The following is a 24,549-nucleotide window of genomic DNA, read 5'->3' as shown; positions in this document are numbered from 1 at the left end:
TGAAATGAAAAACCCGAAAACCCGGAGGATCGGGCTTTCGGGCTGATGTACAGAGTTACTTCGAGAACTGGGCAATCTTCTTGGTGTTTGCTTCAAATTCTCGCTGCTGGTAGGCCTGAATCTTATCCAGTCCAGCCGCTTTTCGATCACTTTGGAATTTGTCAAAAAGCTGATCGAATTCGGCATCCGATTTGGTTAAAAGCAGCTTCGGCAGCGTTTTGCCCCAGTTTTGAGCGATCTTGTTGCTCGCAATGCCTTCTTCCGAAGTACCGGTCGGATTGATATTATCATACTGCGAGAAGCTCTTCGTCTTGCCCTTCGTCCAGTCTTCGGGCTGTTTGGCCGGTTCGACGCTTGGCGGAGCCCATTTCAGGTTCATGTTCGTATCCATCAGCATCCAGAACGTGTAGGAGGAGCCATACTTTTTGTCGAAAGTAGCACGATCCTTGTTCAGTAGATCAACCACTTCCGGCTTGAATTGGTCCTTGCCGTTAATCGTATCGTAGCTGACACCTTTTTCACCAAGGAATAAATCTTTGTTGCCTTCTTCACTAATCAGATAGCTCAAGAACTTGATGGCTCTAGCTTTGTCTTTCACGTCTTTGGAAATTAAAGTGACAGTCCAGCCGGAGATACCAGGTCCCGACAAGGTAGGTGCATCCTTTTTGGAGTTCGCAGGTCCATCCACGGCAATGTATGCTGTGTTCGGGTCTTTTTGATATAAGGAAATGTTCTGCTTCGCAAAATCGGAGCGTTGATACAGCATGGCAAAATATCGGCCTTGTGCGATTTTCTCTTCCATTTGCGGACGTTTGTCGATGAAGATATCTTTGGCCAGCAAGCCGCTTTCATTGGCTTTACGGAACGTCTTCAGCCAGTTTACATATTCCGGATCGGTCGAGCGGTCATAGAGCTTGCCGTCCTTCTCGTAAGGAACTGCAAGGAAGTTTTGCAGATACCCTTCTAGTGAATAGTTACCCCTATCGGTAAACTCATGCAAACCGAGCGGAATCAGCGGTTGACCGTTCACGGCAGGGAATTTCTCTTTCGCTGCTTTCAGTGCGTTCAGGAACCCTTCCGGAGTTCTCATATCAGGCTTGCCAAGCGCTTCGTACATATCTTTGCGAACCATGAACGTTTGGTTGGATACAAAGTTTTCCCCGTACTTCTTATAGTCCTGCGACGAGGACGAAGCGTTCTGGTAGCCGTAGACGTTACCGTCATTTTGTGTGTACCAGGATGTCTTGGCAGGGTCGGCCACTTTAAAGAAATAAGGATCGTACTGCTTCGCCAGATCATTGAGCGGAAGCACCATTTTGCCCTCGATCATCTTCTTCACGGCGTCTTCATACCACCCGAGCGTAATGAAGTCAGGCAGCTTACCGGATGCGATCATCGTATTCAGCTTCTCGTTCTCATTGCCGGCAGGCACGATGAAATTGATATTTACGCCTGTTTTCTTCGTGATGTATTGGGAGGTCGCGTCCACGCCCCACTTGTTCGGGAACCAGGAGAAGTTCAGGTACCAATCGAAGGTGATCGGCTTCACATCGGATTTCCAGGCCGGTTCATCGGCATTGGCCACCGGTGCTTTGGAGGCTTCCGTCGCTTTCGTCGGCTGCGGACTGCCGGTGCTGCTCGCGCCTTTGTCCGTGGAACATGCGGTAATGGATACGGCTGTAAACAAAGCAAGCAATGCTGTTAACGTTTTGCGTGATTTACTCATTCTCATGTACATTTTCCCCTCTTCTGCATCATAATGGTATGTTCAATCTCTGTCAAAGACAGAGTTGTCACCTGAATTTGCTTGCCTTAACCTTTAATCGAGCCAATCATGAAACCCTTTACAAAATACTTCTGCAGGAATGGATACACGATGACAATCGGCAATGTCGTTACGACCATCGTCGCCAGTTTAATGGACTGAGAAGATACGGACTGGGCAATGCTGCCGGTCGTCGCAGCCGCAATTTGATTGGAGCTGGACTGCGCCACAACCCGGTATAGATACGTTTGGATCGGCTGGAGATCACTTTTGTTGATATAGATCATCCCGGTAAAATAATCATTCCATTGGTACACCCCGTGAAAGAGCGCTATCGTGGCTACAACGGGCATGGAGACCGGAAGGACGATTTGATAAAAGATTTTGAGATCGTTAGCGCCGTCGATCTTCGCCGCTTCCTCCAGCGCATCAGGAATTTCCCGGAAGAACGACAGGAAGATGATGAGATCGAAGAAGCTGAACATCGCTGGAATGATGTACACCCAAAAGCTGTCGAGCATGCCCAGGTCGCGGATCAGCAGGAAGTGAGGAATGAGCCCTCCACCGAAAAACAACGTAATCGTGCCTATCACCATATAAACTGGGCGGCCTATCAGCTCCCTGCGTGAGAAGGAGTACGCCACCATAGCTGTGAAAAGCACATGGATTACCGTGCCGACGAGCGTTTTGGCTACGGTGACCCCCATTGCCAGCATGATGCCGTCATTGGCGAATACGGCCAAATAGCTGTCGAAGCTGAAAATGCGCGGCCACCAGTAAATGCCTCCCCGCATAGCGTCATTGCCATCATTTAGGGAGTTAACGAGCACATACCAGATAGGATATAGGGTAGCGAAGCATATGGCGAGCATCAGCACATTGTTGAGTTGGTCGAAGGCTAGGTCTTTGAAGCTTCTGCGATTAAGGGAGAGCATGACTTAGTCATCTCCTTGCTTAGAATAAAGACGTATTGTTTAAGCGCTTTGTGATGAAGTTCGCCGATAGCAGCAGAATGAGTGAGATGATGGACTTGATCAGTCCGACTGCGGTCGCATAAGAATAGCGGCTCTGCAGGATACCTACTTGATATACGTAAACGTCGATAACATTGCTGGCGCTTTCGTTGAGCTGGTTTTTGAGCACGAGAATTTGGTCGAAGTTCGAGTTCAGAATGCCGCTGACGGCAAGAATGAAAAGGATGGTGATTGTACCTTTGATCGAGGGCAGCGTAACATAGAACATTTTCTGAAAGCGTCCGGCTCCGTCGATGGTGGCCGCTTCGTACAATTCCGGCGATACCCCGGTGATCGCAGCGAGGTAAATGATTGCCGACCAGCCAAGCTCCTTCCAAATGTCCGATGTAATGATGATGCTCCAGAAATAGTGAGGCTCCGCCAAATAACTGATTGGATCTTGGATGATATTCAGTGCCATCAGGATGTTATTGATAATCCCAACGTCAGCCAGCCACGTAGCCAGAATGCCCCCGAGAACGACCCAGGAGAGGAAGTGCGGCAGATACGAGATCGTCTGCACCAGCTTCTTGAAGCGTATGGAGCGAAGCTCGTTCAAAAAAAGCGCAAAGCCGATCGGCAGCGGAAAACCGATGAGCAGTTTGAGGACGCTCATGCCTAACGTATTCTTAATGACATAGGCCAGATTGTCATCCTCCATGAAAGCCTTGAAGTGCTTGAGTCCTGTCCAGGGCGCTTCGGCAATCGATTTGACGATATTAAAATCCTTGAAGGCGATGATGATCCCATACATCGGCACATAGTTGAACACAATCATCCAGGCGACGCCAAGAAGCGCCATCGCTTGCAAATATCGCTGTCCGTATAATTTGCGCAGCCGCCTTGACGCTGATCTCCTAGCCGCCACAGTTGATAGGGTATTCTGGATAGGGATATCTGCCTCTGTGTTCATCCTGGCTGCACCTCCGATTCTGTCCAATTCGTTTTGTAAGCATTTACATATCCTTCATTGTAGGTCGTATCGGCTTTCGATGTAAGGGTGCAAATTTCAGCTATGGTATCCATTTTTCAGGTGATGTATCACTGAATGGTTAATGGTGCTAACATACATTTGAAAGCGCTATATGGAGACAATGGAGGTTGTTGATATGGGAGACAAGGCCGTGCAGGGTACAGGATTTATTCGCGCACATGGCAGGCAGCTGCTGGATGGAGATGGCAAGCCGCTGCTGCTCCGGGGTGTCGGTCTGGGCAATTGGTTGCTTCCGGAAGGATATATGTGGAAGTTCAGCGGGGATCGAGGAGATCGCCCTCGGCGGATAGCGCAGCGGATATGCGAGTTGATCGGAGAAGAGAAGGCGGCTGAGTTTTGGGATACGTTCTACGAGCGATATGTGACTGAGGCAGATGTTCGGCGTATGGCTGAAGAGGGGTATAACTCCGTGCGCTTGCCGATTAATGCGCCTTTCATTTTGGAAGAAGCAGCCGATGGGGATTATATCGAAAGTCATTTAAGGTTGATCGATCAATTTGTAGAATGGTGCCGTACTTACAGTCTCTATGTAGTACTAGATCTGCATGGTGCGCCTGGCGGTCAGACCGGCGCTAATATCGATGACTCCTTAAACGATCATCCTGATTTGTTTACTGACCCCGAGCAGCGGAAGCTTACGGTCGATCTCTGGGTCATGCTTGCGAAGCGTTACAAGGATGACCCCATCATAGCCGGCTACGATCTGCTGAATGAGCCTTTGCCGGATCACTTCAGCCAGTATTGGGATCGGCTTGTCCCCCTCTATCGTGAGCTGATCGCTGCCATTCGTCAGGTTGATCCTCATCATATGATCATCATTGAAGGTGCTCATTGGGCAACGAATTTCAGCATGATTACAGAGCCACTCGATGACAATATGCTATTGCAGTTCCATAAATATTGGAACGCCCCCGACACGGAGAGCATTCAGCGGTACATAGATAAAGGCGCTGAACTGAACGTGCCTCTCTATATGGGCGAGGGTGGCGAAAATAACGCAGAATGGTACGCGGGGGCCTTTCAGCTGTTCGAGGATCACGGCATCTCGTGGAATTTCTGGCCGTGGAAAAAGCTGAACACGCTGAACAGCCCTTGCTCGATTCGAGCGCCCAAGGATTGGGACAAGATCCAGGCTTATATAGCCGGAGGCGAGCATCCAGGGGTAGAGGCGGCGGAGGCGATCCTATGGGAGTATCTGGACGGCATCCGGATCGAGAATTGCGAGTATCGCCAGGACGTGGTGAACAGCATGCTGCGCCGTGCCCCGCTTCGCATTATTGCGCCCTACTACGGCTACAAGGGCGCCGGCGTGGATCATGCTGCAGCACAGCAGCATGGGAGCAGTGACATCCCGCTCCGCTCTGCAGATGGCGTGGGGTTCAGCTTTGCCTATCCGTCGGAGGACAACTTCGTCGACTTCGCCAACCATGGCGGGGCTGCGCGGCCGCCGCATACTATTATGTGCGCGCAGCTAGCGGTCAACGAGTGGCTGCGCTACGAGTTCAACGTCGCGGAAGCACGCGCGTACAAGCTTGTAGTGTGCGCAGCAGCGGTAGGTGACGCTGAGCACGCTGCTGATGCGCTGGAGGTGACGCTTGGCGACCACGAAGTCAGCGTAACCATTGACAGCGTCGAGTGGTCGGACATCGTTGCCATGGAAGCGACTGCGTTGCCGATCGGCAAGCACCATGTTACGCTGAGAGTGCTGAGCGGAGACATTAAGCTGCAGTGGGTGGAATTGGGCTGATTCGGAACGTCGGAGTTGGCTCCGTTAAAATCTAATGAAAGGAGAAATCGATGACTGCTTATGCTTGCGTGACTGGAGCGGACCGGGGATTAGGCTTTGCTTTGACCTCGCAGCTGCTGAAAAGAAACTATACCGTATTTGCAGGAAGGTACATGAAGGAATGGGATGCTTTGGACCGGCTTACCGCTATGTATCCGGAGCATTTGATGCCGATCAATCTTGATGTGTCGAATGACGAGAGCGTCTATGCTTTCGGCGCAGCAGTTGCCGCAGTGACGGACCGGCTCGAGCTTGTGATCAATAATGCGGGAATCGCAATAGATTTGGAACAAAACCTTTACAGTGGTTTGAACACCAAGAGTATGCTCCGCACGTTTAATGTCAATGCGCTTGGTCCGCTTAGGGTTACGGCTGCGCTCGCTCCTCTGCTGCTTAGCGGAGATTCGAAGCTGCTGGTCAATATTTCTTCCGAGGCCGGCCAGATTAACCAGACGTGGCGTGAGGGGTGGTACGGCTACTGCATGTCGAAGGCAGCGTTAAATATACAGTCCAACATCGTACATAATGAGCTGAAAAGCAAGGGAGGACGCGTTCTCATTATTCATCCTGGATGGATGAAGACGTACATGAGCGGGGAGCTGAATGAGGAGGCCGATCTGCCTGCGGAGGAAGCGGCCGCCCACATCGTGGACACGGTGCTTCGTTATGAGGCTGCGGAAGACATCCCCGCGTCCCCGTCGTTCTTGGACTACTTAGGAAGAGAGATGCACTGGTAGCAGCTCAGGAAGGAGACCGCCGGATATGCTGTCCAAACGAAAAGCTTTGCTTCTGGGCGACAACGTATTTGCCCAATATCATCCCTTGCAAGCCGTCGAACAGGAACTTACGGAGGTGTTCCAGAACGAGGCTCATCTTGTTAGTACCGAAAATTGGGATCTGCTGAATGCTGGCGGACTGCAGCCGTATGATCTGTGCATCGCCTACACCGATAGATGGGAAAGTCCGGCCACATCTTCTCAGACAGCCGGTCTTCTCAGCTTTGTCGCGGGAGGCGGAGGGCTGCTCGTTCTTCATAACGGAATTTCGCTGCAAGCCCGCTTCGAGCTAAGCCAGATGATAGGGGCCAAATTCACCGGACATCCGCCTTACGGTCCGCTCGAATTCCATCCAACCGAGGCAGGACACGAAATTCAGGAAGGGATTGAAGGATTTGCCATGGACGAGGAGCCTTACCGGTTCGATAGGGACCCTTTCGCCGAAACAACCGTTCTGCTCGAGTATACGCACGATGGGGCGAGATGGCCTGCGGCCTGGGCACATGAATACGGCTTGGGCAGAGTCGTGTATCTCATGCCGGGTCATCATATTCACTCATTTAAAAATCTGATGTACCGCAAGCTTATTCTTCAAAGCGGAATGTGGGCTTGTTCGAATGAAAGGAGGAGCTAGCGAGGATGAAGCGTCTGAACCATAAAGAAGTTGTCGTCACGGGTAGTTGGTCGCATATATTCTGAAATTTGTAGTTGAAGCGATGAATTATTAATGAAAACATGCTAAAATAATAAATAAAAGAACTTTATATCGTTGAACAAAAATAAAACGATCGCAATGCGGTCTTTTTTTTTATTTCATTTAATAAGGAATTTTGATGAAAAAAATAATCTCTATCTTGTTAAATGCCTATGCCCAAGACAAATCTATCCCAATTTACAAATAGCGAGAGGTAACCATGCAAGTCATTCGTGATGTTCGCAAGTTTGTTTTGATCCCCGAAGCGAGAACGCTGCTCACCATGTTATTTCTCTATGGTATAGGAACCGGCATTTTGGCACCTATGAACGCGGTATATCTCGACCAGAGCATTGGGCTTTCTAAAATACAGATCGTAGCCGTCTTCGCGGTATCCTTGTTCTGCAACATGGCCATTACAATTACAGTCGGTTTGATCAGCGACCGTCTGATGAGTAAGAAGAAGCTCCCAGTATTAGCGGCTTTCTTTTGCATAATCGGGTTGTTCATCTACATGAATGCCACTGGCTTTCGGAGTGCACTCATCGGAATGACGATTGCCGTCGCACCGTCCGGACTGATCATGGGGCAGCTGTTCGCTATGGCTAGAAATCATTTCTCCCGTGCCGCCGGTGACATTGTGGAGATGGCCCAGCTATGGCTTCGGGCCTCTTATAGCGTTGGATTTTTTACGGGGCTGTTGCTTGGCGCAAACATCTTCCTCATTGCAACGTTTAAAGGCGTTCTGTGGGGAAATATGGCAGGATATGTGTGTTTGGTGATTCTGCTGCTGTTGTTTAAGGAGACGACGGGAGAACCGGCAGCGAAGCAAGCGGCGAAAGGAGAACCGTTCTCCCTTATTATGCTGATTGCGCTGCTGATCCTCTCTTGTGCCGATGCCATTCGAGGATTATATTTGCAGCTTGTCGTATTAAAGCTGTTCGGTAAGCCGGAGATCATGTCCTACATATGGAGCGGGCAGGCGGTATTTGAGTTGTTGTTCATGACACTGGGCGGATATTGGGCTGCACGGTACGGCAGTAAGAAGATTATTTTTCTTGGCGGTTGTTTTGCGCTTGCCACTTTTTTGACTTATACGAGCAGTTCCTCGCTTCCTGTCTTCTTTGCCGTACAGCCGTTGTATTCGTTCTTTGTTTCGATTTTGTACGGAGTTGCCATGGGATATGTGCAGCGGATGTTCATAAGCCGAACTGGCTTTGGAGCAAGCTTATACGTATTCATAGCGCAGACGGCTACTTTAATCGGATATTTCTTGCCTCTGTTCATTCAGGGGATAACGCCGAACATATTCTTCATACCCAGCACGCTGGTAGCCCTATCATTACTTATGATCGGAATGGTGTTGTACCGGGAGAGAGGATCGAATATGAGGGGTTCGATGATACGATTTATAAATAGATAGGAGAAATGCAGATGCAAAGCTATAGCTACTTCAGTAATACGAGAATCGAGATGGGGATTGGAAAATCCGGACAACTGCCTAACCTGTTGAAATCCTTAGAGATTGGTTCATCCATTCTATTAGTCAGTGATCCAGGTGTCGTAAAGGCAGGATTAGCATCACCGATTCAAGCTGCGTTGGAAGCGTCAGGTTACCGGGTTGTTCTGTTTGATACAATCTCGCAAAATCCAAGGGATACGGAATGCCTTGCCGGGGCCAAGTTGTTCACTGAGCAGGGCATGGATGCTGTGGTTGCCATTGGTGGCGGAAGCGCTATGGATACCGGGAAAGCGATCGCACTGCTTGGTCCGAATGGAGGTACGCCGATTGAATATTCTGAAGGAAGAAGGGCATACACCAACATCGCGCCCATTATTTGTATTCCGACTACGGCAGGCACCGGATCGGAAGTGACGCGTTCCGCAGTCATTACAGAGTCTTCCACACATCGGAAACTTACGCTTAAGCATGCCTCGTTGCGGCCACTGCTTGCTATTCTTGATCCGAAATTGACGTTCACAGTGCCGAAGTCTGTCACAGCGGCAACAGGTGTTGATGCATTGGTGCATGCGATTGAAGGCTATACGTGCAAAGTCACCAATCCAATCTCGCAAGCACTTGGCGCAAGGGCGATGCAGACGATTGTTTCTTCGTTGCCAACCGCCTTTAGGGATCCGGAAAATGAACAGGCTCGTTATAACATGTTGGAAGGCAGTCTGTTAGCGGGGTTGTGTTTTGGCTCGAGCGATGTTGCGGCTGTCCACTGCTTAGCTGAGGCGCTTGGCGGGCTGTACGATACACCTCATGGGGTTGCGAACGCGGTATTCTTGCCCTACGTGTTGCAATTTAACACTCAAGAAGAGAAGCCGATCCATGCCACCTTGGCACGAATAATGAATTTTGCTGCAGAGTCGGATAACGATGAGATTGCTATTCATAAAATGATAACTGGAATCAGGGAGTTTACGACAAAGCTCGAAATTCCGAAGCTGAAAGACCTTCCAGGAGTAAGGAAAGAGGATTTTTCGCGTATCGTCGAGTTAGCTGTCCAAAATAACTCAACGTCCAGCAATATCCGTTCGATTGGTGCTGAGGATTACCTACATATTCTTCAAGAGACCCACGATAATGTTATTTAGGAGAGCGGCGTCTTGAACCCGATCATAAAGAAGTCTTGAAGAATTAATACGGTCAGTATGATTTTATTATAACAGCCGAGAAGACCCGTTCTCAACGAAGTAGGGAGGGTCTTCTCGGTGGACGAAAGTCGTTATTTTCGAATAAACACAGCCAACAGAACCATGTTCAACTGTACAAAACCCTTATATATTGATTTATCAAGGCTTTAGCCTACATATGTGAGCAAAGTATCCTATGTTCCCGCATACGACACATATCGAATCTGTAAGTCTATTGATATATAAGGGGTTTGAGTGAGAAGTTAGTAGGGTTGGGGACGGATTGGGGACGCGAGTTATTCGTGCCATGTGGCACAAAAACTGATTTCATTCTCTGAGCTTGCGTCAAGGTATTGCTTATTACTTAAAAGAATCTCGTCTACGGAGAAGACCCCTCAATTAAGTTATAGCGTTGCACATCAATCTCGGCAACGCCCGACTTAGAAGCACTCTTGTCTTTTCGCACAGGGCACGTCGGCTGCACCGTTGTCGTCAAAATTCACATGATCTTGAAGGTTTCCGTGTAAACAATCCTACAATAGTACAGAATGTGTTAGAATCCACTGGTCTAATGAAAGCTATTGGAAATGACATTCTAAGCTCTAAAGAAAAAAAGGATCTCTGCGCAGCGGCAATCATTCATTATTTCAAATACAATGAGATGATTCTTGAACACTATTTCGAATACAAAAGTGGGATGGTAACGCCCCCCACAATTGAACAAGATAGCAATAATGAAGTTGCTGCAACATTGGAAGTGCATTTAGAGAGATTAGAAAATGTTATCAATCAATTATTTAACACCATGCAGAAACAAATGAAGTTTATGTTTCCTGATTCCTCCAAGCAAACCAAGGCTGATTCCAAATATAAGATGACTGGAATAATTGCTTTAATTGCCATCATTGCACTTGTCATCGCAGTACTAAAATGACAAACTACGGATTTCAATGGAGGTGCGGCCACGGGATTAGAAAACATTACTCAACGATAGTAATGATAGGCGGTCTGTGAAGATATTTAAATAATCGTGGTCCGTCTTCTGCTGCTGCTTGTTTCAGCGCTGGATAAAGCCTGGTTAAGGGCATCCGTATTTTCAAACTCAAGTTCAACAATCAAATAAAGTTTTAAAGATGTGTTTTGTGTAGCGATAACACGTTGTATAGATTCGCTCTTAATATTGGGTATCTTTTTGCCCAGCGGAACATGACCTCGAAATAATGTCTCTCAAATTCCTCTTTGTCCTTTGGTTCCTTGTACATAATAATCATTTTAGCCAAAACGGCACCTCCAATTGGGATATATTCAAAATAGGGAATGAAGGAATTTGGCGGAATTTGTTGAACATTACTTCGTATAAAACTTACAAATGAGTAATTTAGGGAGGCTTCTCATCTAGATGTTCAACAAAATCATACGCCATATTCCGGGTTTTAGAACAAACAAACTTTGGAAGAAAATTACTGCAATTATCATTTATCTATTCATGTTCTTATTTGTTGTAGGTGGCTTGTCTGTTCATAACGATTACACCTCGTCTGGCCATGATGATTCTATCAAGCTTTCTGAAAATATCGTGTACATACTTTTTCTGATCATTATTCCTTACAGTATTTTCGCTTCATGGCGAAGTGTCAAGAAGATAAAACCACTCAACCACCTCAAGCTCCTGGTTAGAATCGGAGCCTCGCTGCTGGGGCTTCTTGTTTATTTTATCGTATTCGGTATTATCACCTCTGCCATACATAAGCAATACACTCCGGAATATTTGGCGATAAGCCAAAAGATTTACGAGGAAAACCAGAAGAAACAGGCCGCAGATAAGGCCCAAATGGATGCGGTAAAACTAGCAAAAAAACTTGAGGAAGAGAAGAAAAAGCAAGAGGAAGCAGCAACTGCCGCAGCGAAGGAAGAAGACAAGAAGGCGGCGGAGAAGCAGGCAAAAGAAGCAGAGCTCGCAAAACAGCAGGAACTTAAAGCAAAGCAAGAGGAAGAGAAGAAAGCAAAAGAGGAGAACCAGCAGCAAGTGGCCGCAGCTAAAAAGGCTGAAGAGGAAAAGAAGCAGCAGGAGGCAACAGCAAAGAAGGCCGAAGAGGAAAAGCAACAACAGGAGAAGAAAGCTCTAGCTGTCAGCGAAGAGAACGCTAAGAATAAGGATAATTCTAAGGAGTCTGGTGGGGCGCTTTCTCGGATTCTGAGTCTAGGAGAAAAGGTGGATAAACGCACAGTAGACAAAGCAAAATCGGAAGTCAGGGATCAGATCCGGAATGTAACTGACCGCAATAATAAATATGTTCTCGGTGTAAAAAATGGAAAGAATTCTAGCTATCCTGACGTCACGTATGAACAAGCATTCCAGAATTTTTTCGGGTCACCCACTTGGAAGTATTTTAGGTCGACGACGGGGGCCAATGTAGTTGAATTCTCCGGATACTGTACCTATGCAGACGTTGAGGTGAAGGCGGTCTTGCAGTTTATCATCAGTGACGACGAGCAGACATTCCAGATTGGAGCGTTAAGTTTTAACGAGGTGCCACAGAATGAATTAATCAAAGGGCTATTGCTTAAAAAGGTCTTCGAGTCGCCAATGAGATGAGATTCACGACTTGACGAAAAGATCTATTTGAAAATATTGTCACTACCTTTGTTTAAGACAATCTTGAACGTATTATGTCGTTTGATGATAGCAGGGGCCAGCGAATATAAAAATAGAAGCCAATTATGGAGAACATAGAAAATATTAAGGAATTAAAAAAAGGTATTGTAATTTCTGACGAAAAACCTGTACGAACTCCATTAAAGAGACCCTCCCACTGACCATTGATACATTCATTATTACTAAATTATTATGAATGATACAAACATGACTTTGTGGCGAAAATTAATTTTTGAATCATACTTAATGCAATTAAGTATGATTTATAATTTAGCCTGCGTAAACGAGCAGATACCTGGATCCGTAGATAGATCACCAAAATAAAAAGGCTTGTGGATCTCGAGGATAAAAAGGCATCCGCTGTCTGACCAACAAATTACGGACCTGCTGGTTAAGTACCGCGAGGAATTAAACATCCTATCTTTAATTTCCACCTTTTCCTTTTAAGTTGGTGGTCGCCAATGACCTTTTACTTTGATATAAGTCTCATCAACCCGCCACGAATCATTCACTGGTTTTAGATGGGACGAACTTCTTTGCTATTTTAAGGAGAATATTCGTAAACCTTCTCATAATAGATGTGTGTGAAATAGAAATCCTCGTTCAGACATTATTTCTACTAAATCTAGATAACTGAAACGGTATTGAAAATACTATCTTACCGTCAACAGTATTATTTCCGCCTCAAAATGTTTCCATTTGAATGTATTTGATTTCTTTTTGCCCCATCCCAATTTGTCAATTCATTCAATATTATCAAGGATAAAATTCTTGCACCACAACCAAATATTCTTAATTCCGGTGCTTGTACATAGTATAGAAATGGAATGGAAATGTCGACAAGGACCGTCTACAAATATACAAGCGAGGTGCAATATGGCCGTCCGCAATCTGTTTCTCTTCGGGCTATCCCTGGCCGCCGGGGGGATCACCTACCAGTTCACCTCACAGTTGGATCAGTCGATGAGAATTACATTGGCCATTATGGTCATCGCCGTCATCCTGTGGGTAACGGAATGGATTCCGCTATTTTTGACCTCCTGTGTCATTTTATTTTTGGAAGCGGTTTTTCTCGGAAGGTGGGGAATCTGGGAAGAGAAGGGGACAGCGCTATTTTTCGGGCCTTTCTTCAACCCGGTCATCACGCTTTTTTTGGGAGGATTTGCGCTTAGCCTTGCCATGCACAAATACAATCTGGATTCAATTATTGCTGCATGGATACTGCACAAAAGCCGCGGTAATCCACGGCGTCTCGTTACACTCTTACTCCTGAGCAGCGCCGCCGTCTCCATGTGGATTTCAAATGCTGCTACAACGGTTCTGTTTATGACGGTAATCGTACCTATTGTGAAGACCCATACGGGAAAAAATGTTAGCAAAGCCATTTTGCTCGCCATTCCGATCGGAGCGACAATTGGGGGGATGGCCACCCCGATGGGCACGCCGCCGAACGCATTAGCCATGGATGCAATAGTTCGTGCTGGCTCTGCATTGTCGTTTCCACTTTGGTTTATATTGACGGCACCGATTTGCGGTGTACTGCTGTTGTTCGCTAACTGGGGGCTGGAGGTCATTTTTCCGCCGGCGAACAAGGACAAGGTTGAGAGGCAGACGGCAGACAGGATCGAGTGGGGCATCGATTCCGCAGGAGTTCTGGTGATTTTCCTGGTTACGGTTTCTTTGTGGCTGACAACCCCCTTGCATCACATTCCGGACGGTGTGGTTGCACTTGTGCCCATAATTCTTTTATTTGTTACCCGCTTGTTAAAGCCGGTAGATCTGAAGGAAATGGGCTGGGACACCCTGCTGCTTGTCGGCGGTGGGATGAGTCTAGGAGTCGCGTTGAAGGAATCGGGAGTTGCGCAATATATCGTTCAGCAGGTCGCTGCGGATCCTTTGCCCCAGTCGACTGCTTTTTTTGCAATGGCCCTGGTGACCCTGATTTTATCCATATTCATAAGCGATACGGTGGCGACAAGTTTAACGATACCTATGATTATCGTGCTCGGCGGAGTTAAAGTTACCGATCCGGTCATGATGGCTCTCGCTTCGTCAATGGGCATGATTTTACCGGTTTCCTCGCCCGCTAACGCCATTGTCTTTTCAAGCGGTCTTGTCCGTACTTGGGATATGGTTCGGATAGGGACCCTTTTTTCGATATCTGGCATCCTAACTCTATATATCGCTTCAAGACTGTATTGGCCGTGGATCCTGTCCCTTCCGTTATTTAGGTGAAGAATAGAATCGGTAACCTCGCGATTTTTCGCAGTTGAATACGATGCCCGGTCAAGTAGGTAGTTCCATATTGAATGCGGTATGCAGATAATTTCCCGAGGCATCAGAGCGAACGGTGATATTGGTAGGTAACAACACAACTATACTGAGTATAAAATACAGCTAATCAGCTAAGAATGCATAAAAAAGGGAATATGAAGGTGAGATAATGAGACAGGAAAAAGACAGCTGGATGACTGAAGATGACACGATTTTAGCAGAAATAACACTTAAGCACATCCGATCAGGAAGTTATGAATTAAAGGCTTTTGAAGAGGCTGCAGATCGGTTAGGACGAACGGCCAGTATATGTTCATTCAGATGGAATTGCGTTGTCAGAGAGGGATATGAAAAGGAGATTAATACGGCTAAAGCTGAGCGCAAGAAGTTAATGGCGATAAGTTAAATAGGGAAATGGGCAGAGGGAAGGTTTCGGGCATAGTATAGTATTGAAAAGAAGGATCATTAGGCCACTTGCCAAGGTGGCCTTTTTTTGTAGAATTCACATTTGGTCTCCACCGAATTTTTGTTTTGCACGCACATTGACAAACAGAAATTTTTCGCGGATAATAAATACTACTATTCCTATAGGAATTAAAAAAATAATGAGGGTGATTTGTATGTTGTTGCTCAAAGAAATTGCGTGCAGTTTACTCATTTGCATCTCGGTGTTTTGTTATTTGAAGGAATTTCAGCAGGCTGACTGGCAGTCGGAAGGGTGACCGCCACCGGGCTGGAGGGGAGTGCGAGCAAAAAAAAAACGGCAATCCGCCAGAATAAGACGGATTCCGTATGCTTAAAGTTTAATCGCTTGCAAACCGTTCGATAAGGACTAATAAAATAATGCCAGGAGCCCTTGTCCCAACATGGCCAACGCGATAAATCCGACAACGGCCACAACAATCGTATTTCTTCCCACTTTTTTGAAATCGGTAATATTGATGCTGAGGCCAAGACCGGCCATTGCGATCGACATTAGGAAAATACTGGCCGCAATCAGGAATTTAGTTACCGAATCAGGCAGCAAACCCGTCGAATTGACAAGACTCATTGCCAAAAAGCCGAAAATGAACCATGGCACGGGAAGGTTTTTCAAACTCTTCTTGCCTGTTACCGTAGGCTCGCCGGATCGGTACAAATAGCCCAACACCAGGGCGACAGGGATCAGAAGTGCAACTCTTCCGAGTTTGACAAGAATAGCGATATCACTTCCTACAATTCCGCCGGGAACTCCAGCTGCAATGACGTGTGCTAGTTCATGCAGCGTTGAGCCGGCAAACACGCCGTATGAATAGGGATCCAATCCCAGATAAGGGTATAGAAAAATATAAACGACTGCCCCTAAAGTCCCTAAAATTGCAATGCAGGCGACGGAGATGGCTGTTTGCTCTTTTTTTGCGCCGATTAACGGCGCGACAGCTACAATGGCCGCTGCTCCGCAAACCGCACTTCCAACGGCAATTAAGGCCACTAAAGTTTTATCCACCTTTAACCATTTGCCCAAAAAAATGATAAATGCCAGTGTAAAAACGATCACAATAATATCGATCAGCACGACCGACAGTCCGGCTTTCAAAATTTGAGTGAAATTCAGTCGAATTCCCATCAAAATGATTCCTGCTCTAAGTAGGAACTTGCTGCTGAACGTGATCCCGATACCGGCATCCGCGGGGACATCCATAACGGACTTCCACACGACGCCAAGCATGATGGATATAACCATGATACCCATAATGGAAAAAAATGGGGCTTCCGCTATACGACCCGCCAAAACAGCGAGCGTCACTGTCAAAGCAATTCCTTTCAGAGGTCTTTTCCATCCATTGGTCGAGTCGGTTGCAGCAGTGGCGATGGGGCCAGGCTGTATACTCGGAATTTGCAAAATTCAACACTCCCAACATGAAATTTGATTCTTGTACACTATACCATATGACGAAACCTGGCAGTCATCGCACATTTTGATGCAGTTCATCAGACCGGCTTATAATTCAACGGAGGTTCCGGCTTCCACCGGAGAGCCGACGGATTTGCCGGCTTCCTCAAGTTCCAGTATCAGAGCTTTCTCGACACTGGTCAGATGGTCGAACATCCGCGAGCGGGCAAGCTTGCTGTTTTGGCCCTTCAACGCCTCGGCGATCAGCATGTGTTCCTGCAGCGATTGCTCGACCCTTCCCGGAATTTTCATAGATTGCATTCGGCTTTGACGCAACAGATCGATCAGGTTGTTCATCACGCGTACTACCACCTCATTACCGGCTGCTTCAGCGACCATCAGGTGAAATTGATGGTCCGCCTCGGACAAAAACTTTTCACGTTCTTCCTTGTTGGCAAACTGCGGATGTACCACTACCTTGTCATAACAGTCACGAGTCGTTTTGTAGATTTCTTCCAGATAGGCGGACGTGCCTCGTTTCGCCGCCTTCGCTGCGCTTTCCGTTTCAATCATTTTACGCACTTCGAACAATTCGAATATGGTGTCGGTTTGCAAAAATAAAAATGACGCCAAATTGTCCAGCCGTAAGCTTTGATCGGCAACAAAAACGCCATTACCTTGCCGTATGCTGAGCAAGCCCATAGCGGATAATATTTTGAATGCTTCCCGGATGGTCGGCCGGCTGACACTCATCATTTCCGCCAATTCTCGTTCCGCGGGAAGTTTATCTCCCGGTTTGAGCTGTTTGGTGGCGATGAGCTCACGAATATGTTCCACCACTTTGCGGGAAAAGGTTTTTCGTTCCTCGTTAATCGATTTAAACATACAATTCCTACCTTCTAATCACTCTGTATAATGACTTTCAGCTGATGTTCGTAGTTTGAGGGGTTCCCCATTCACTTTTCGTACAATGAGGGCGTCCGCTTCCTAAATTCCATTTGTATCTGTTCCCGGTCTTTCCACAGTTCAGGGTTATAAACGACGTTTGGCTCTAAACAATTCGTTGCCATCAGGCCAGTTTAATTCCGTGATTATGACTTTCATGGGTTGGCTCCTTCGGGAAAGAGGATGCCCATTTCTTCGCCGAGAAGTTTCAACTCCGTGACGACCTCATGAGCTATATGCAGCCCTTGGTTGGAACGCTCTTTGAATTTGTTGTAGCGCCGTTCGCCAGGGTAGAAAATTTCATCGGTGCCTTTGCTCTTGGGCACCGCCTTAACATCCTGGATGAACTGCTCTATTATAGCAAAATAATGATCGATTGCCATCCACTTGGCGATGTTAAGAAGGATGAAACTGTGTCCCACGTTAGCCGGAGGATCTCCGTCCTTGTACAGGTTGTTCACGTGGGGGCCGTACGCCGCACTGCTCAGCACGCCCGTCATTATTTCAATGGCCAGCGCCAGAGCGTATCCCTTGGCTCCTCCGAGAGGAAGTACCGCGCCGCGAAGAGCAGAGGCCGGGTCGGTCGTTTCGACACCTTCTTCATCGATAGCCCAGCCTTGCGGAATTTGTTTTCCTACTTTATCGGCGAGAATGATTTTACCTCTGGCCACCACACTTGACGACATATCGATGAGTACCGGAGGATCCTCGCGGGCGGGGAAGCCGAATGCAATCGGATTGGTTCCGAAGAAAGCTTTTTTGCCGCCCCACGGGGCAATGCCGGGGGGCGAATTGGTCATGGCGATCAATGCCATATTCGACCGACATGCTTGTTGGCAGAAGTAGGCTGCCGTCCCGAAATGGTTGCTGTTGTTTACAAACACGCTGAGTATCCCGGATTCTTCTGCCAGAGGAATGGCCGCTTCCAAAGCGCGGTACGACACGACCTGCCCAAGACCATTCCCGCCGTCAACTTTCAGAACGGACCCGCATGTTTCAAGGCGGATATCGGGAACCGCGGCAATGCGTCCCTCCCGCATCCGTTTGGCATAGATGCCAAGCCGGCTGATGCCGTGACTTTCATTTCCTTCCAGATCCGCCTGAACCAAAGAATCGGCCGCGACGGCTGCATCCGATTGGGGCATTCCCAACCGGATGAATACGTTTTGCACGAAACCGACCAACTCCCGGGGGAGGTAATGAGATGGAATAGTAGGGGAAGGCATGTGATCACCTCATATAAATCTATAGTTGGATACCCGGTAGGGCATCCAACTAAAGGAATGGCATTCTAAATATATAGGGTTAAGTAAAGTTATACATTATGCGCTGCGGTACAGTTTGGTCATGACGAATTCTTTATGTCCAAGCGCCTCTGCAGAAGTATAACGCCCGTTGACGACTCTGCACAGATATTCCATCAGCATGTCTCCCGCTTGGGTCAGGTTGATATCACGGGACAGCAGACCGCTGCAGTCTACGTCGATATGCTCGCTCATCGAGTTTACCGTATTCGGATTGGCACTTACTTTAATAACCGGCTCGATCGGATTGCCGATGATGTTTCCTTGACCGGTCGGGAAGAAATGGAGAACCGCTCCACCGGCCGCCATTAAGGTGATGCACTCTGCCGCCGCGGAGGAAGAATCCATAAAGTACAAACCCGGACCGTTTTGCGGCATTTCCGCAGGCTCAAGGGCGCCGATCACTTTCTTCGTACCCGTTTTTTCGATGTTTCCGAGCGCTTTTTCCTCGATCGTGGACAAGCCGCCGGCGATGTTGCCTTGAGTTGGCTGAGAGCCAAGGAGATCGACACCTTGGGATTTGATTTCGGAAATGTAATCATCATAAATTGCCATGAACTTCTGGCGCACTTGCGGAGTGGCGCACCGGTCGGCGATGAGATGCTCGCCGCCGGTGAGCTCGGAAGTTTCGCCGAAGAATACGGTCGCTCCCGCATCGACCAGACGGTCGACCGCTTGCGCGACGGTCGGGCAGGAGCCGAGTCCAGTGGTTGTGTCCGACTCGCCGCATTTGATGCTCACAGTCAAGTCTTTCAACTCGATCGCCTCGCGCTGCAGCTCGGAGGCCCATTGTATGAATTCTTTCGCTTTCCAGGACGCTTGCCGAATGATTTCCAGATCGCCGTTGCCCTCGATGGAGAAACTGGCAACCGGTTTGCCGGTTTTGGCAATGCCGTCGGCAATGATTTTCGTCCAGTTCGGCTCAATGCCGATGACGATAACGGCTGCCACGTTCGGGTTGGAACCGGTTCCAATCATGGTGCGGAAATGCAGCTCAAGATCTTTCCCGTATTGAAGACGCCCGTAGGCATGCGGCAGTGCAATCACGCCTTGAATGTTACGCGCCACCGCTTCGCAAGCGGTGTTGGAAATATCGTCTACCGGAAGAATGACAACATGATTGCGAATCCCTACTTTGCCGTTTTCACGACGGTAACCATACAGTTGTTTCATCGTCTACCACCTCAAAGTTTTAATATTGTGTGTGTGAACATAGTCACCGATTATAAAACCTACCGGAGCAGATCCGATCGGTAAACCATACTCGATAACGGAACCTTTTGGATCCAAATCCACTATGGCAATTTTGTGCCCCAACGGTATTTGCCCTTTGGCTGTCACCTCAATGGTCGAATCGTCGTCCATGTAGACGCCGATTACTTTTTCGTCGGATTCGATGTCTCTCGTAGCTACTCCGACGTGGTCTCCCCGTTTGTGAATCAGAAACTTGTGCATCGCGTGAGCCTCCTTGAAGATGATTTAGATGACTGATCTTTGTGGTAAGTGGTATTACCAATATCGTTTTAATTATAATCCATCTTTGGCGGTTTGACAATAATAAATTACATTTTTCTGCCAAACTGTAAGTCCAGATGCTGAAATTATTTGCGAATTTCTTTTTTTGTAGCTACAGCAGATAAGGATTATCTTGCCAAAAATATCAAATCCGAATGGTAGAAGGTCCGGAGAGTCCGGAAATCCGGACGACTGTAAATCAACATAAAAGTCTTCCTGATAATGTTTACTCTTGTGATTTGGACGGCCGAATCAACAAAAACGAACCGGCGGCCACCAATGCTCCAAGGAAGGCCTCCCCGGGAAACGCATATTTTGCTATCCATTTCAGCTCTTGGAGACCGATTATCGCTTGTGGAGAAACCATCATCCAGACCCCTAACAATAATACGAGATATCCTAAAACTTTCATGACGACGAGACCTCCTTAATCAATGAGCGTGCAAAGCGGTCTTCCAGCATAGCGCCGATGAAACCATCATCAACCGTATTAGTTCCTGTGGTCAGCATGGGAATTAATCCGGAATACATGGCTACGAAAGTTGTAACAAACAGGTTCGAATCCGGCACTTGCAAAATTGCGGCTATAATCGGGGACATAAAAAATCCGGCTCCTCCGGGAACACCGGGAGATTCCAACCCTAAAATCCAGAGAGGCAGGATCAATAGCAGAATCTCAGTAAATGAAATCGGGATTTGTAACATCCAACAAACCGTTACAGTACAGAGCATCACCGCCATGGTCGCCGCGTTTTTATTTAGTACAGTACCAAATACAATAGATACTTCCGCAATTTCCGGTTGTAATTGCAAATCCTTTTCTGCAGAAATAATGTTTACCGCCAGTGTGTCGTACGAACCGCCAGTCCCGAAACCGGTAGGATATACTGTCCAAAAATAGGATAGCAGCTGTTTCCAAGACCGTTTTGTGATCAGCTTTGTTACTATCATCATTAAGAGTGCCCACGATATGGATACAATTGCTACATAAATGACGGTTTTACCGTAATAAACAACCCCTTTAGCCCCAAATTTCATAGGTACATAAATGGCAAGACAGCCTATCATGATCGGGTAATACCAGAGCAGCCACTTAAATACTTTTAAAATACCGTCACTTATACGAATAATACCGTTAGCCACTACATGTACTTGTTTCATGGAAGCACTCACCCATCCCGTAACGATGGCTGCAACCAGAATTTGCAGTAGCGGTTGTTTGGCAAGAATCGTTTTAAAAGTATCCGCCACTTGCAATACCCATGTTGCAAATGAAGGCATTTGGGCACCGTCTGTAGTGAGCGGTAACCCTATGATGAACAAAATAAAGAGGGAAGACCAAAATAATGAAACGATTCCAAGGACAACATAGAGTAGAAACGTCCGGCTAAAGAGCTTGCCGGCTTTATCCTTATAGGTTATTATCAACCTCGCTGTTGCCGCTGCAATCAGGAAGAAAATGATGGCCGTTGCAAAAGTCACCACAGTTTTAGGAAAATAGGTTCCGCTCTTTGCAATAACCTGTACAATTTTATTGTTTGGTAAGTAGAGTCCGAGCCCGAATCCCAATATCAGCGTCATAATAACCCAATAAGCTAACGGAATCTTTCTCAAATTAATTCTTTTTTGTTGTTTTGTTGCCAGTTTATTTGGGTTGGGCTCGCTCATTTCGTAAATATTGCTCATTTAAATACCTCCTTGTTTATCACAACTGGTTTTTATGGCTAAATCGAAATATTCCGACATGTATTGGCAGTCAAACCTCCGATGTGATAGCGTTTACATTTTAAAAATTAAATCACTGATAAATTCTGCTCCTGAACAAGGCTCCCGAGCAAAACGTGCATCACTTTTTTATCGGGAAAATCCGGCTTTAAGGCTTCACTCTTTAATAAAAGCAGAATTCCCAAAACGATCATGGCGATGCCGAGCACAGCCAGCATCGTATGGTCGCCGGCAGTTGTGCTGTTTCTCATTGGATATAACCGGATGGCCTCAAGAATGGAATCGCCCCCAAATGGATGGCGATCAAGTCGGCTACAACATCCGAAATCGTTTTGTTGCGAAACAGCAATCCCTCCCTATATTTAAATTGTTAGCTTTGGCTCACTTTGCTGCTTGCGGTGCGGTGGTTAACTCACACAATACATAAAGAGGTAAGTGGTATTACCAAAGTAAGCGCTTGCAAAAAAATTTTACTCGAGTTCTCATAAATTGGCAAGCGTTTTTTATAAAAAATATAAAACCCATGTTGTTGACCTGCCGTGTTACGAAACAACGCTATAAAAAAATTTAAAGTACACGGGTTTGTTGTATTATTATGAAATTAAGTAATTATTTTACATATAACCATTTGCGTCATTTCATTCCAAAACTGGATCGATTCTTTGGAATATCCTTAGGCTTCCAAGGATGGTATCGTACGTAAAAATACGACATGGTCGCCACATCTCAATCGTTAACGGCGCAAGCCGGTTTGGACATTTTAAAACAGGGCAGCAATGCGATTGATTCGGCTATCGCAACTGCAGCTTGTCTGACGGTTGTGGAGCCAACATCTGTCGGCCGACAAGAAGCTTTTCCTTTTGTCCTACTAACCAGGCTTTATCGTTGGTTTGACTTCCGCTCTGCTAGGGAATCGTCCTTCTGAGAGTAAAATCGGATAAGCATGATAATGCCCGCAGCCAATACGGCGAATGAGACCAGGCCAGTCCAAGCGACCGCAACGGAAACGCCGTACAAATGAAGCAGATCGGCCCAAATTTTGATCGATATGATAACAATCGCCGCAGCCATAATGGAGCGAAGGGCCTTGGACTTTAACTTCCGTCCGAGACGCGAACCGATTTGTGCGCCAGGGATGGCTCCGACGGCTAAAATGAAACCTTCCAGCCAAGGGAAACCTGAACCGGCCGATTTGCCGATCAGTGCCCCGACGACAAGAAAAATCGCAACCGCGAGTCCGGTGCCGACAGCTTTCCTCGACTCGGTTTTGAAGATATTCATCATGATGGGCAAATATAAAAATCCCGCTCCAAGTCCAAACATCCCGCCCAATAAGCCGATGCCCAGACCAAAAAAAACAGCTAACGCTTTATTGCGATATGGAGGGGTGTCTGCTTCCACTCTCCGCATAAACATGGATGCAGTGGCAATCAGCGAAAGAACGGCAAAAATGGAGGTCAGCAGTTCATTGCTCATCATTTCAGATACTGCGCTTCCTATGGCTCCTCCGATGAGGGAACTTACTCCCATATAACGAATAAGGAAAAAGTCGACCAAACGGCTTTTCCAGTAAGTGAACAATCCCGAACCGGCTGAAAATAACGTCTGAACGATAACCATTCCCGCAATCGTATGCATGGTGTATTCCTGTCCGAACAGAGGCGGGATGAGCAGCAGCATAAAAATGAGAATCAGGCCGCCTCCAACCGACATCAGTCCTGTTAAAATTCCACCAATCAATCCGATGAGCATCAATGCGAATGACATGCCATCGCCTCCCCATTATGGTGTAGTGTTTCTAATTCCATCAACCAACAGGTAATTACCGGGTACATCAATGTTGAATTCGCACCTGTCGGAACGAAGGTGAAGCTTGATATGCTCGATTGGTTGCTCTTCCGAAGTATAGCTGGTTCGCGAAAGCTGCAGCAAAGGTTGCTTGGGGCGAATGTTTAATATTTCGGCCTGTTCTTTATTCGCGGGAAGGGCGCGAATGGTAAGGTTAGCGTTTTTCAGACTGTATCCCGCATGTTTGGTTAAAAGTGAATATCCGGCATTTTTTTCGGCCAATTGCCACGTAACGGAGGAAGCCAGTTCCACAGGCAAATACATGAGGCTGAAACCGTAAATTTCATCGTTCCTGTAGTAAACGCGCTTTAAAAACAAGGTTTGGGCAAAATGGTCCCCTAAAATCTCCATGACATCATCAGGTGTGTCCGTAACCTTCATTTCCAATAGCTTGGGCTCCAGTTCTTTTTTCAAGAACGAATCGTAAAACGCCTCCATCCCACCTAACTCTTGGCGAAGCATCGGGCCGGTGACGAAAGTACCTTTCCCTTGTTTTCTGACCACCAAGCCTTTTTCATGCAAAATTTCAATGGCCTGTCGGGCCGTCATGCGACTCACGTTGTATGTTTCCATCAATTCAGCTTCAGTTGGGACTTTTTGATTAGGTTGAAGTTCTCCCGAATGTATAGCCGATTCGAGAATTGCTGCAATTTGAGCATACATACTAACATGGCTGGTGCGATCTATCATGAAATTGAAAGCCTCCTGTTAAATGAGTAAGAATTACTTATTGACTAAAAG

General features: G+C 47.0%; 23 protein-coding genes. 10 read left to right on the top strand and 13 right to left on the bottom strand.

What is annotated here, in order from left to right:
* Window positions 1-55: 55 nt before the first annotated feature.
* From BLV33_RS12965 to BLV33_RS12955, 3 genes are all read right to left on the bottom strand, one after another.
* Window positions 56-1,732, bottom strand: a complete 1,677-nt coding sequence (locus BLV33_RS12965) for a type 2 periplasmic-binding domain-containing protein (RefSeq protein ID WP_171909136.1) — start codon at window positions 1,730-1,732, stop codon at window positions 56-58.
* 80 nt (window positions 1,733-1,812) lie between these two features.
* Window positions 1,813-2,700, bottom strand: a complete 888-nt coding sequence (locus tag BLV33_RS12960; RefSeq protein ID WP_090791948.1) for a carbohydrate ABC transporter permease — start codon at window positions 2,698-2,700, stop codon at window positions 1,813-1,815.
* A 19-nt stretch (window positions 2,701-2,719) separates the two neighbouring features.
* A complete protein-coding gene (locus BLV33_RS12955; RefSeq protein WP_090791945.1) occupies window positions 2,720-3,691 on the bottom strand; it encodes an ABC transporter permease in 972 nt (323 codons plus the stop codon).
* A 196-nt stretch (window positions 3,692-3,887) separates the two neighbouring features.
* Between BLV33_RS12955 and BLV33_RS12950 the strand changes: the two genes are divergently transcribed.
* From BLV33_RS12950 to BLV33_RS12910, 9 genes are all read left to right on the top strand, one after another.
* Window positions 3,888-5,519 (top strand): cellulase family glycosylhydrolase, encoded by a 1,632-nt coding sequence (locus BLV33_RS12950; protein ID WP_090791942.1) that lies wholly within the window; start codon window positions 3,888-3,890, stop codon window positions 5,517-5,519.
* Between the two features lie 50 nt (window positions 5,520-5,569).
* Window positions 5,570-6,295 carry an SDR family NAD(P)-dependent oxidoreductase gene (locus BLV33_RS12945; RefSeq protein WP_090791939.1) on the top strand — a complete coding sequence of 242 codons (726 nt, stop codon included), beginning with the start codon at window positions 5,570-5,572 and terminating at the stop codon, window positions 6,293-6,295.
* Between the two features lie 28 nt (window positions 6,296-6,323).
* Entirely contained in the window at window positions 6,324-6,968 is a 645-nt protein-coding gene (locus BLV33_RS12940) for a ThuA domain-containing protein (protein WP_090798897.1), read from the top strand.
* Window positions 6,969-7,248: 280 nt separating this feature from the next.
* Window positions 7,249-8,451, top strand: a complete 1,203-nt coding sequence (locus BLV33_RS12935) for an MFS transporter (protein WP_090791935.1) — start codon at window positions 7,249-7,251, stop codon at window positions 8,449-8,451.
* Between the two features lie 11 nt (window positions 8,452-8,462).
* The gene (locus BLV33_RS12930; RefSeq protein ID WP_090791932.1) at window positions 8,463-9,629 is read left to right on the top strand and encodes an iron-containing alcohol dehydrogenase; all 1,167 of its coding nucleotides are present in this window, start codon (window positions 8,463-8,465) and stop codon (window positions 9,627-9,629) included.
* Between the two features lie 610 nt (window positions 9,630-10,239).
* Window positions 10,240-10,602, top strand: a complete 363-nt coding sequence (locus tag BLV33_RS12925; RefSeq protein WP_090791929.1) for a hypothetical protein — start codon at window positions 10,240-10,242, stop codon at window positions 10,600-10,602.
* Window positions 10,603-11,067: 465 nt separating this feature from the next.
* Window positions 11,068-12,264 (top strand): hypothetical protein, encoded by a 1,197-nt coding sequence (locus BLV33_RS12920; RefSeq protein WP_090791926.1) that lies wholly within the window; start codon window positions 11,068-11,070, stop codon window positions 12,262-12,264.
* Window positions 12,265-13,200: 936 nt separating this feature from the next.
* Entirely contained in the window at window positions 13,201-14,559 is a 1,359-nt protein-coding gene (locus BLV33_RS12915) for an SLC13 family permease (RefSeq protein ID WP_171909135.1), read from the top strand.
* 208 nt (window positions 14,560-14,767) lie between these two features.
* Entirely contained in the window at window positions 14,768-15,004 is a 237-nt protein-coding gene (locus BLV33_RS12910) for a hypothetical protein (protein ID WP_090791918.1), read from the top strand.
* 426 nt (window positions 15,005-15,430) lie between these two features.
* Here BLV33_RS12910 and BLV33_RS12905 read toward each other — a convergent pair whose 3' ends face one another.
* From BLV33_RS12905 to BLV33_RS12870, 8 genes are all read right to left on the bottom strand, one after another.
* A complete protein-coding gene (locus BLV33_RS12905; RefSeq protein WP_253187057.1) occupies window positions 15,431-16,480 on the bottom strand; it encodes a YeiH family protein in 1,050 nt (349 codons plus the stop codon).
* Window positions 16,481-16,579: 99 nt separating this feature from the next.
* Complete coding sequence (locus tag BLV33_RS12900; RefSeq protein WP_090791910.1) at window positions 16,580-17,356, bottom strand: FadR/GntR family transcriptional regulator; 777 nt, start codon at window positions 17,354-17,356, stop codon at window positions 16,580-16,582.
* A 215-nt stretch (window positions 17,357-17,571) separates the two neighbouring features.
* A complete protein-coding gene (locus tag BLV33_RS12895) occupies window positions 17,572-18,642 on the bottom strand; it encodes an Ldh family oxidoreductase (protein ID WP_090791907.1) in 1,071 nt (356 codons plus the stop codon).
* A 96-nt stretch (window positions 18,643-18,738) separates the two neighbouring features.
* A complete protein-coding gene (locus BLV33_RS12890) occupies window positions 18,739-19,893 on the bottom strand; it encodes a UxaA family hydrolase (protein WP_090791904.1) in 1,155 nt (384 codons plus the stop codon).
* 3 nt (window positions 19,894-19,896) lie between these two features.
* Window positions 19,897-20,175 carry a UxaA family hydrolase gene (locus tag BLV33_RS12885; RefSeq protein ID WP_090791901.1) on the bottom strand — a complete coding sequence of 93 codons (279 nt, stop codon included), beginning with the start codon at window positions 20,173-20,175 and terminating at the stop codon, window positions 19,897-19,899.
* A gap of 286 nt (window positions 20,176-20,461) precedes the next feature.
* Window positions 20,462-20,647, bottom strand: coding sequence for a hypothetical protein (locus tag BLV33_RS12880; protein ID WP_090791897.1), 186 nt, complete (start codon window positions 20,645-20,647; stop codon window positions 20,462-20,464).
* Entirely contained in the window at window positions 20,644-21,921 is a 1,278-nt protein-coding gene (locus BLV33_RS12875; protein ID WP_090791894.1) for a dicarboxylate/amino acid:cation symporter, read from the bottom strand. The genes BLV33_RS12880 and BLV33_RS12875 overlap by 4 nt, the downstream gene beginning before the upstream one ends.
* A gap of 107 nt (window positions 21,922-22,028) precedes the next feature.
* Window positions 22,029-22,211, bottom strand: a complete 183-nt coding sequence (locus BLV33_RS12870) for a hypothetical protein (RefSeq protein WP_090791891.1) — start codon at window positions 22,209-22,211, stop codon at window positions 22,029-22,031.
* Window positions 22,212-22,672: 461 nt separating this feature from the next.
* Here BLV33_RS12870 and BLV33_RS30710 point away from each other — a divergent pair, with 461 nt between their 5' ends.
* The gene (locus BLV33_RS30710; RefSeq protein WP_090791887.1) at window positions 22,673-22,885 is read left to right on the top strand and encodes a gamma-glutamyltransferase; all 213 of its coding nucleotides are present in this window, start codon (window positions 22,673-22,675) and stop codon (window positions 22,883-22,885) included.
* Here the strand turns inward: BLV33_RS30710 and BLV33_RS12860 are convergent.
* Together BLV33_RS12860 and BLV33_RS12855 are read right to left on the bottom strand one after the other, a co-directional pair.
* Window positions 22,840-23,727: a sulfite exporter TauE/SafE family protein gene (locus BLV33_RS12860; RefSeq protein WP_090791882.1), complete on the bottom strand. Its 888-nt coding sequence runs from the start codon at window positions 23,725-23,727 to the stop codon at window positions 22,840-22,842. The two genes, BLV33_RS30710 and BLV33_RS12860, sit on opposite strands and share 46 nt — an antisense overlap.
* Before the next feature lie 15 nt (window positions 23,728-23,742).
* On the bottom strand, window positions 23,743-24,498 hold the full coding sequence (locus BLV33_RS12855; RefSeq protein WP_090791878.1) for a GntR family transcriptional regulator: 756 nt from the start codon (window positions 24,496-24,498) through the stop codon (window positions 23,743-23,745).
* Window positions 24,499-24,549 lie beyond the last annotated feature (51 nt).

This window comes from Paenibacillus sp. GP183 (assembly GCF_900104695.1).
Taxonomy (GTDB): Bacteria; Bacillota; Bacilli; order Paenibacillales; family NBRC-103111; genus Paenibacillus_AI.
This window is presented reverse-complemented; position numbering and strand designations above follow the sequence as displayed.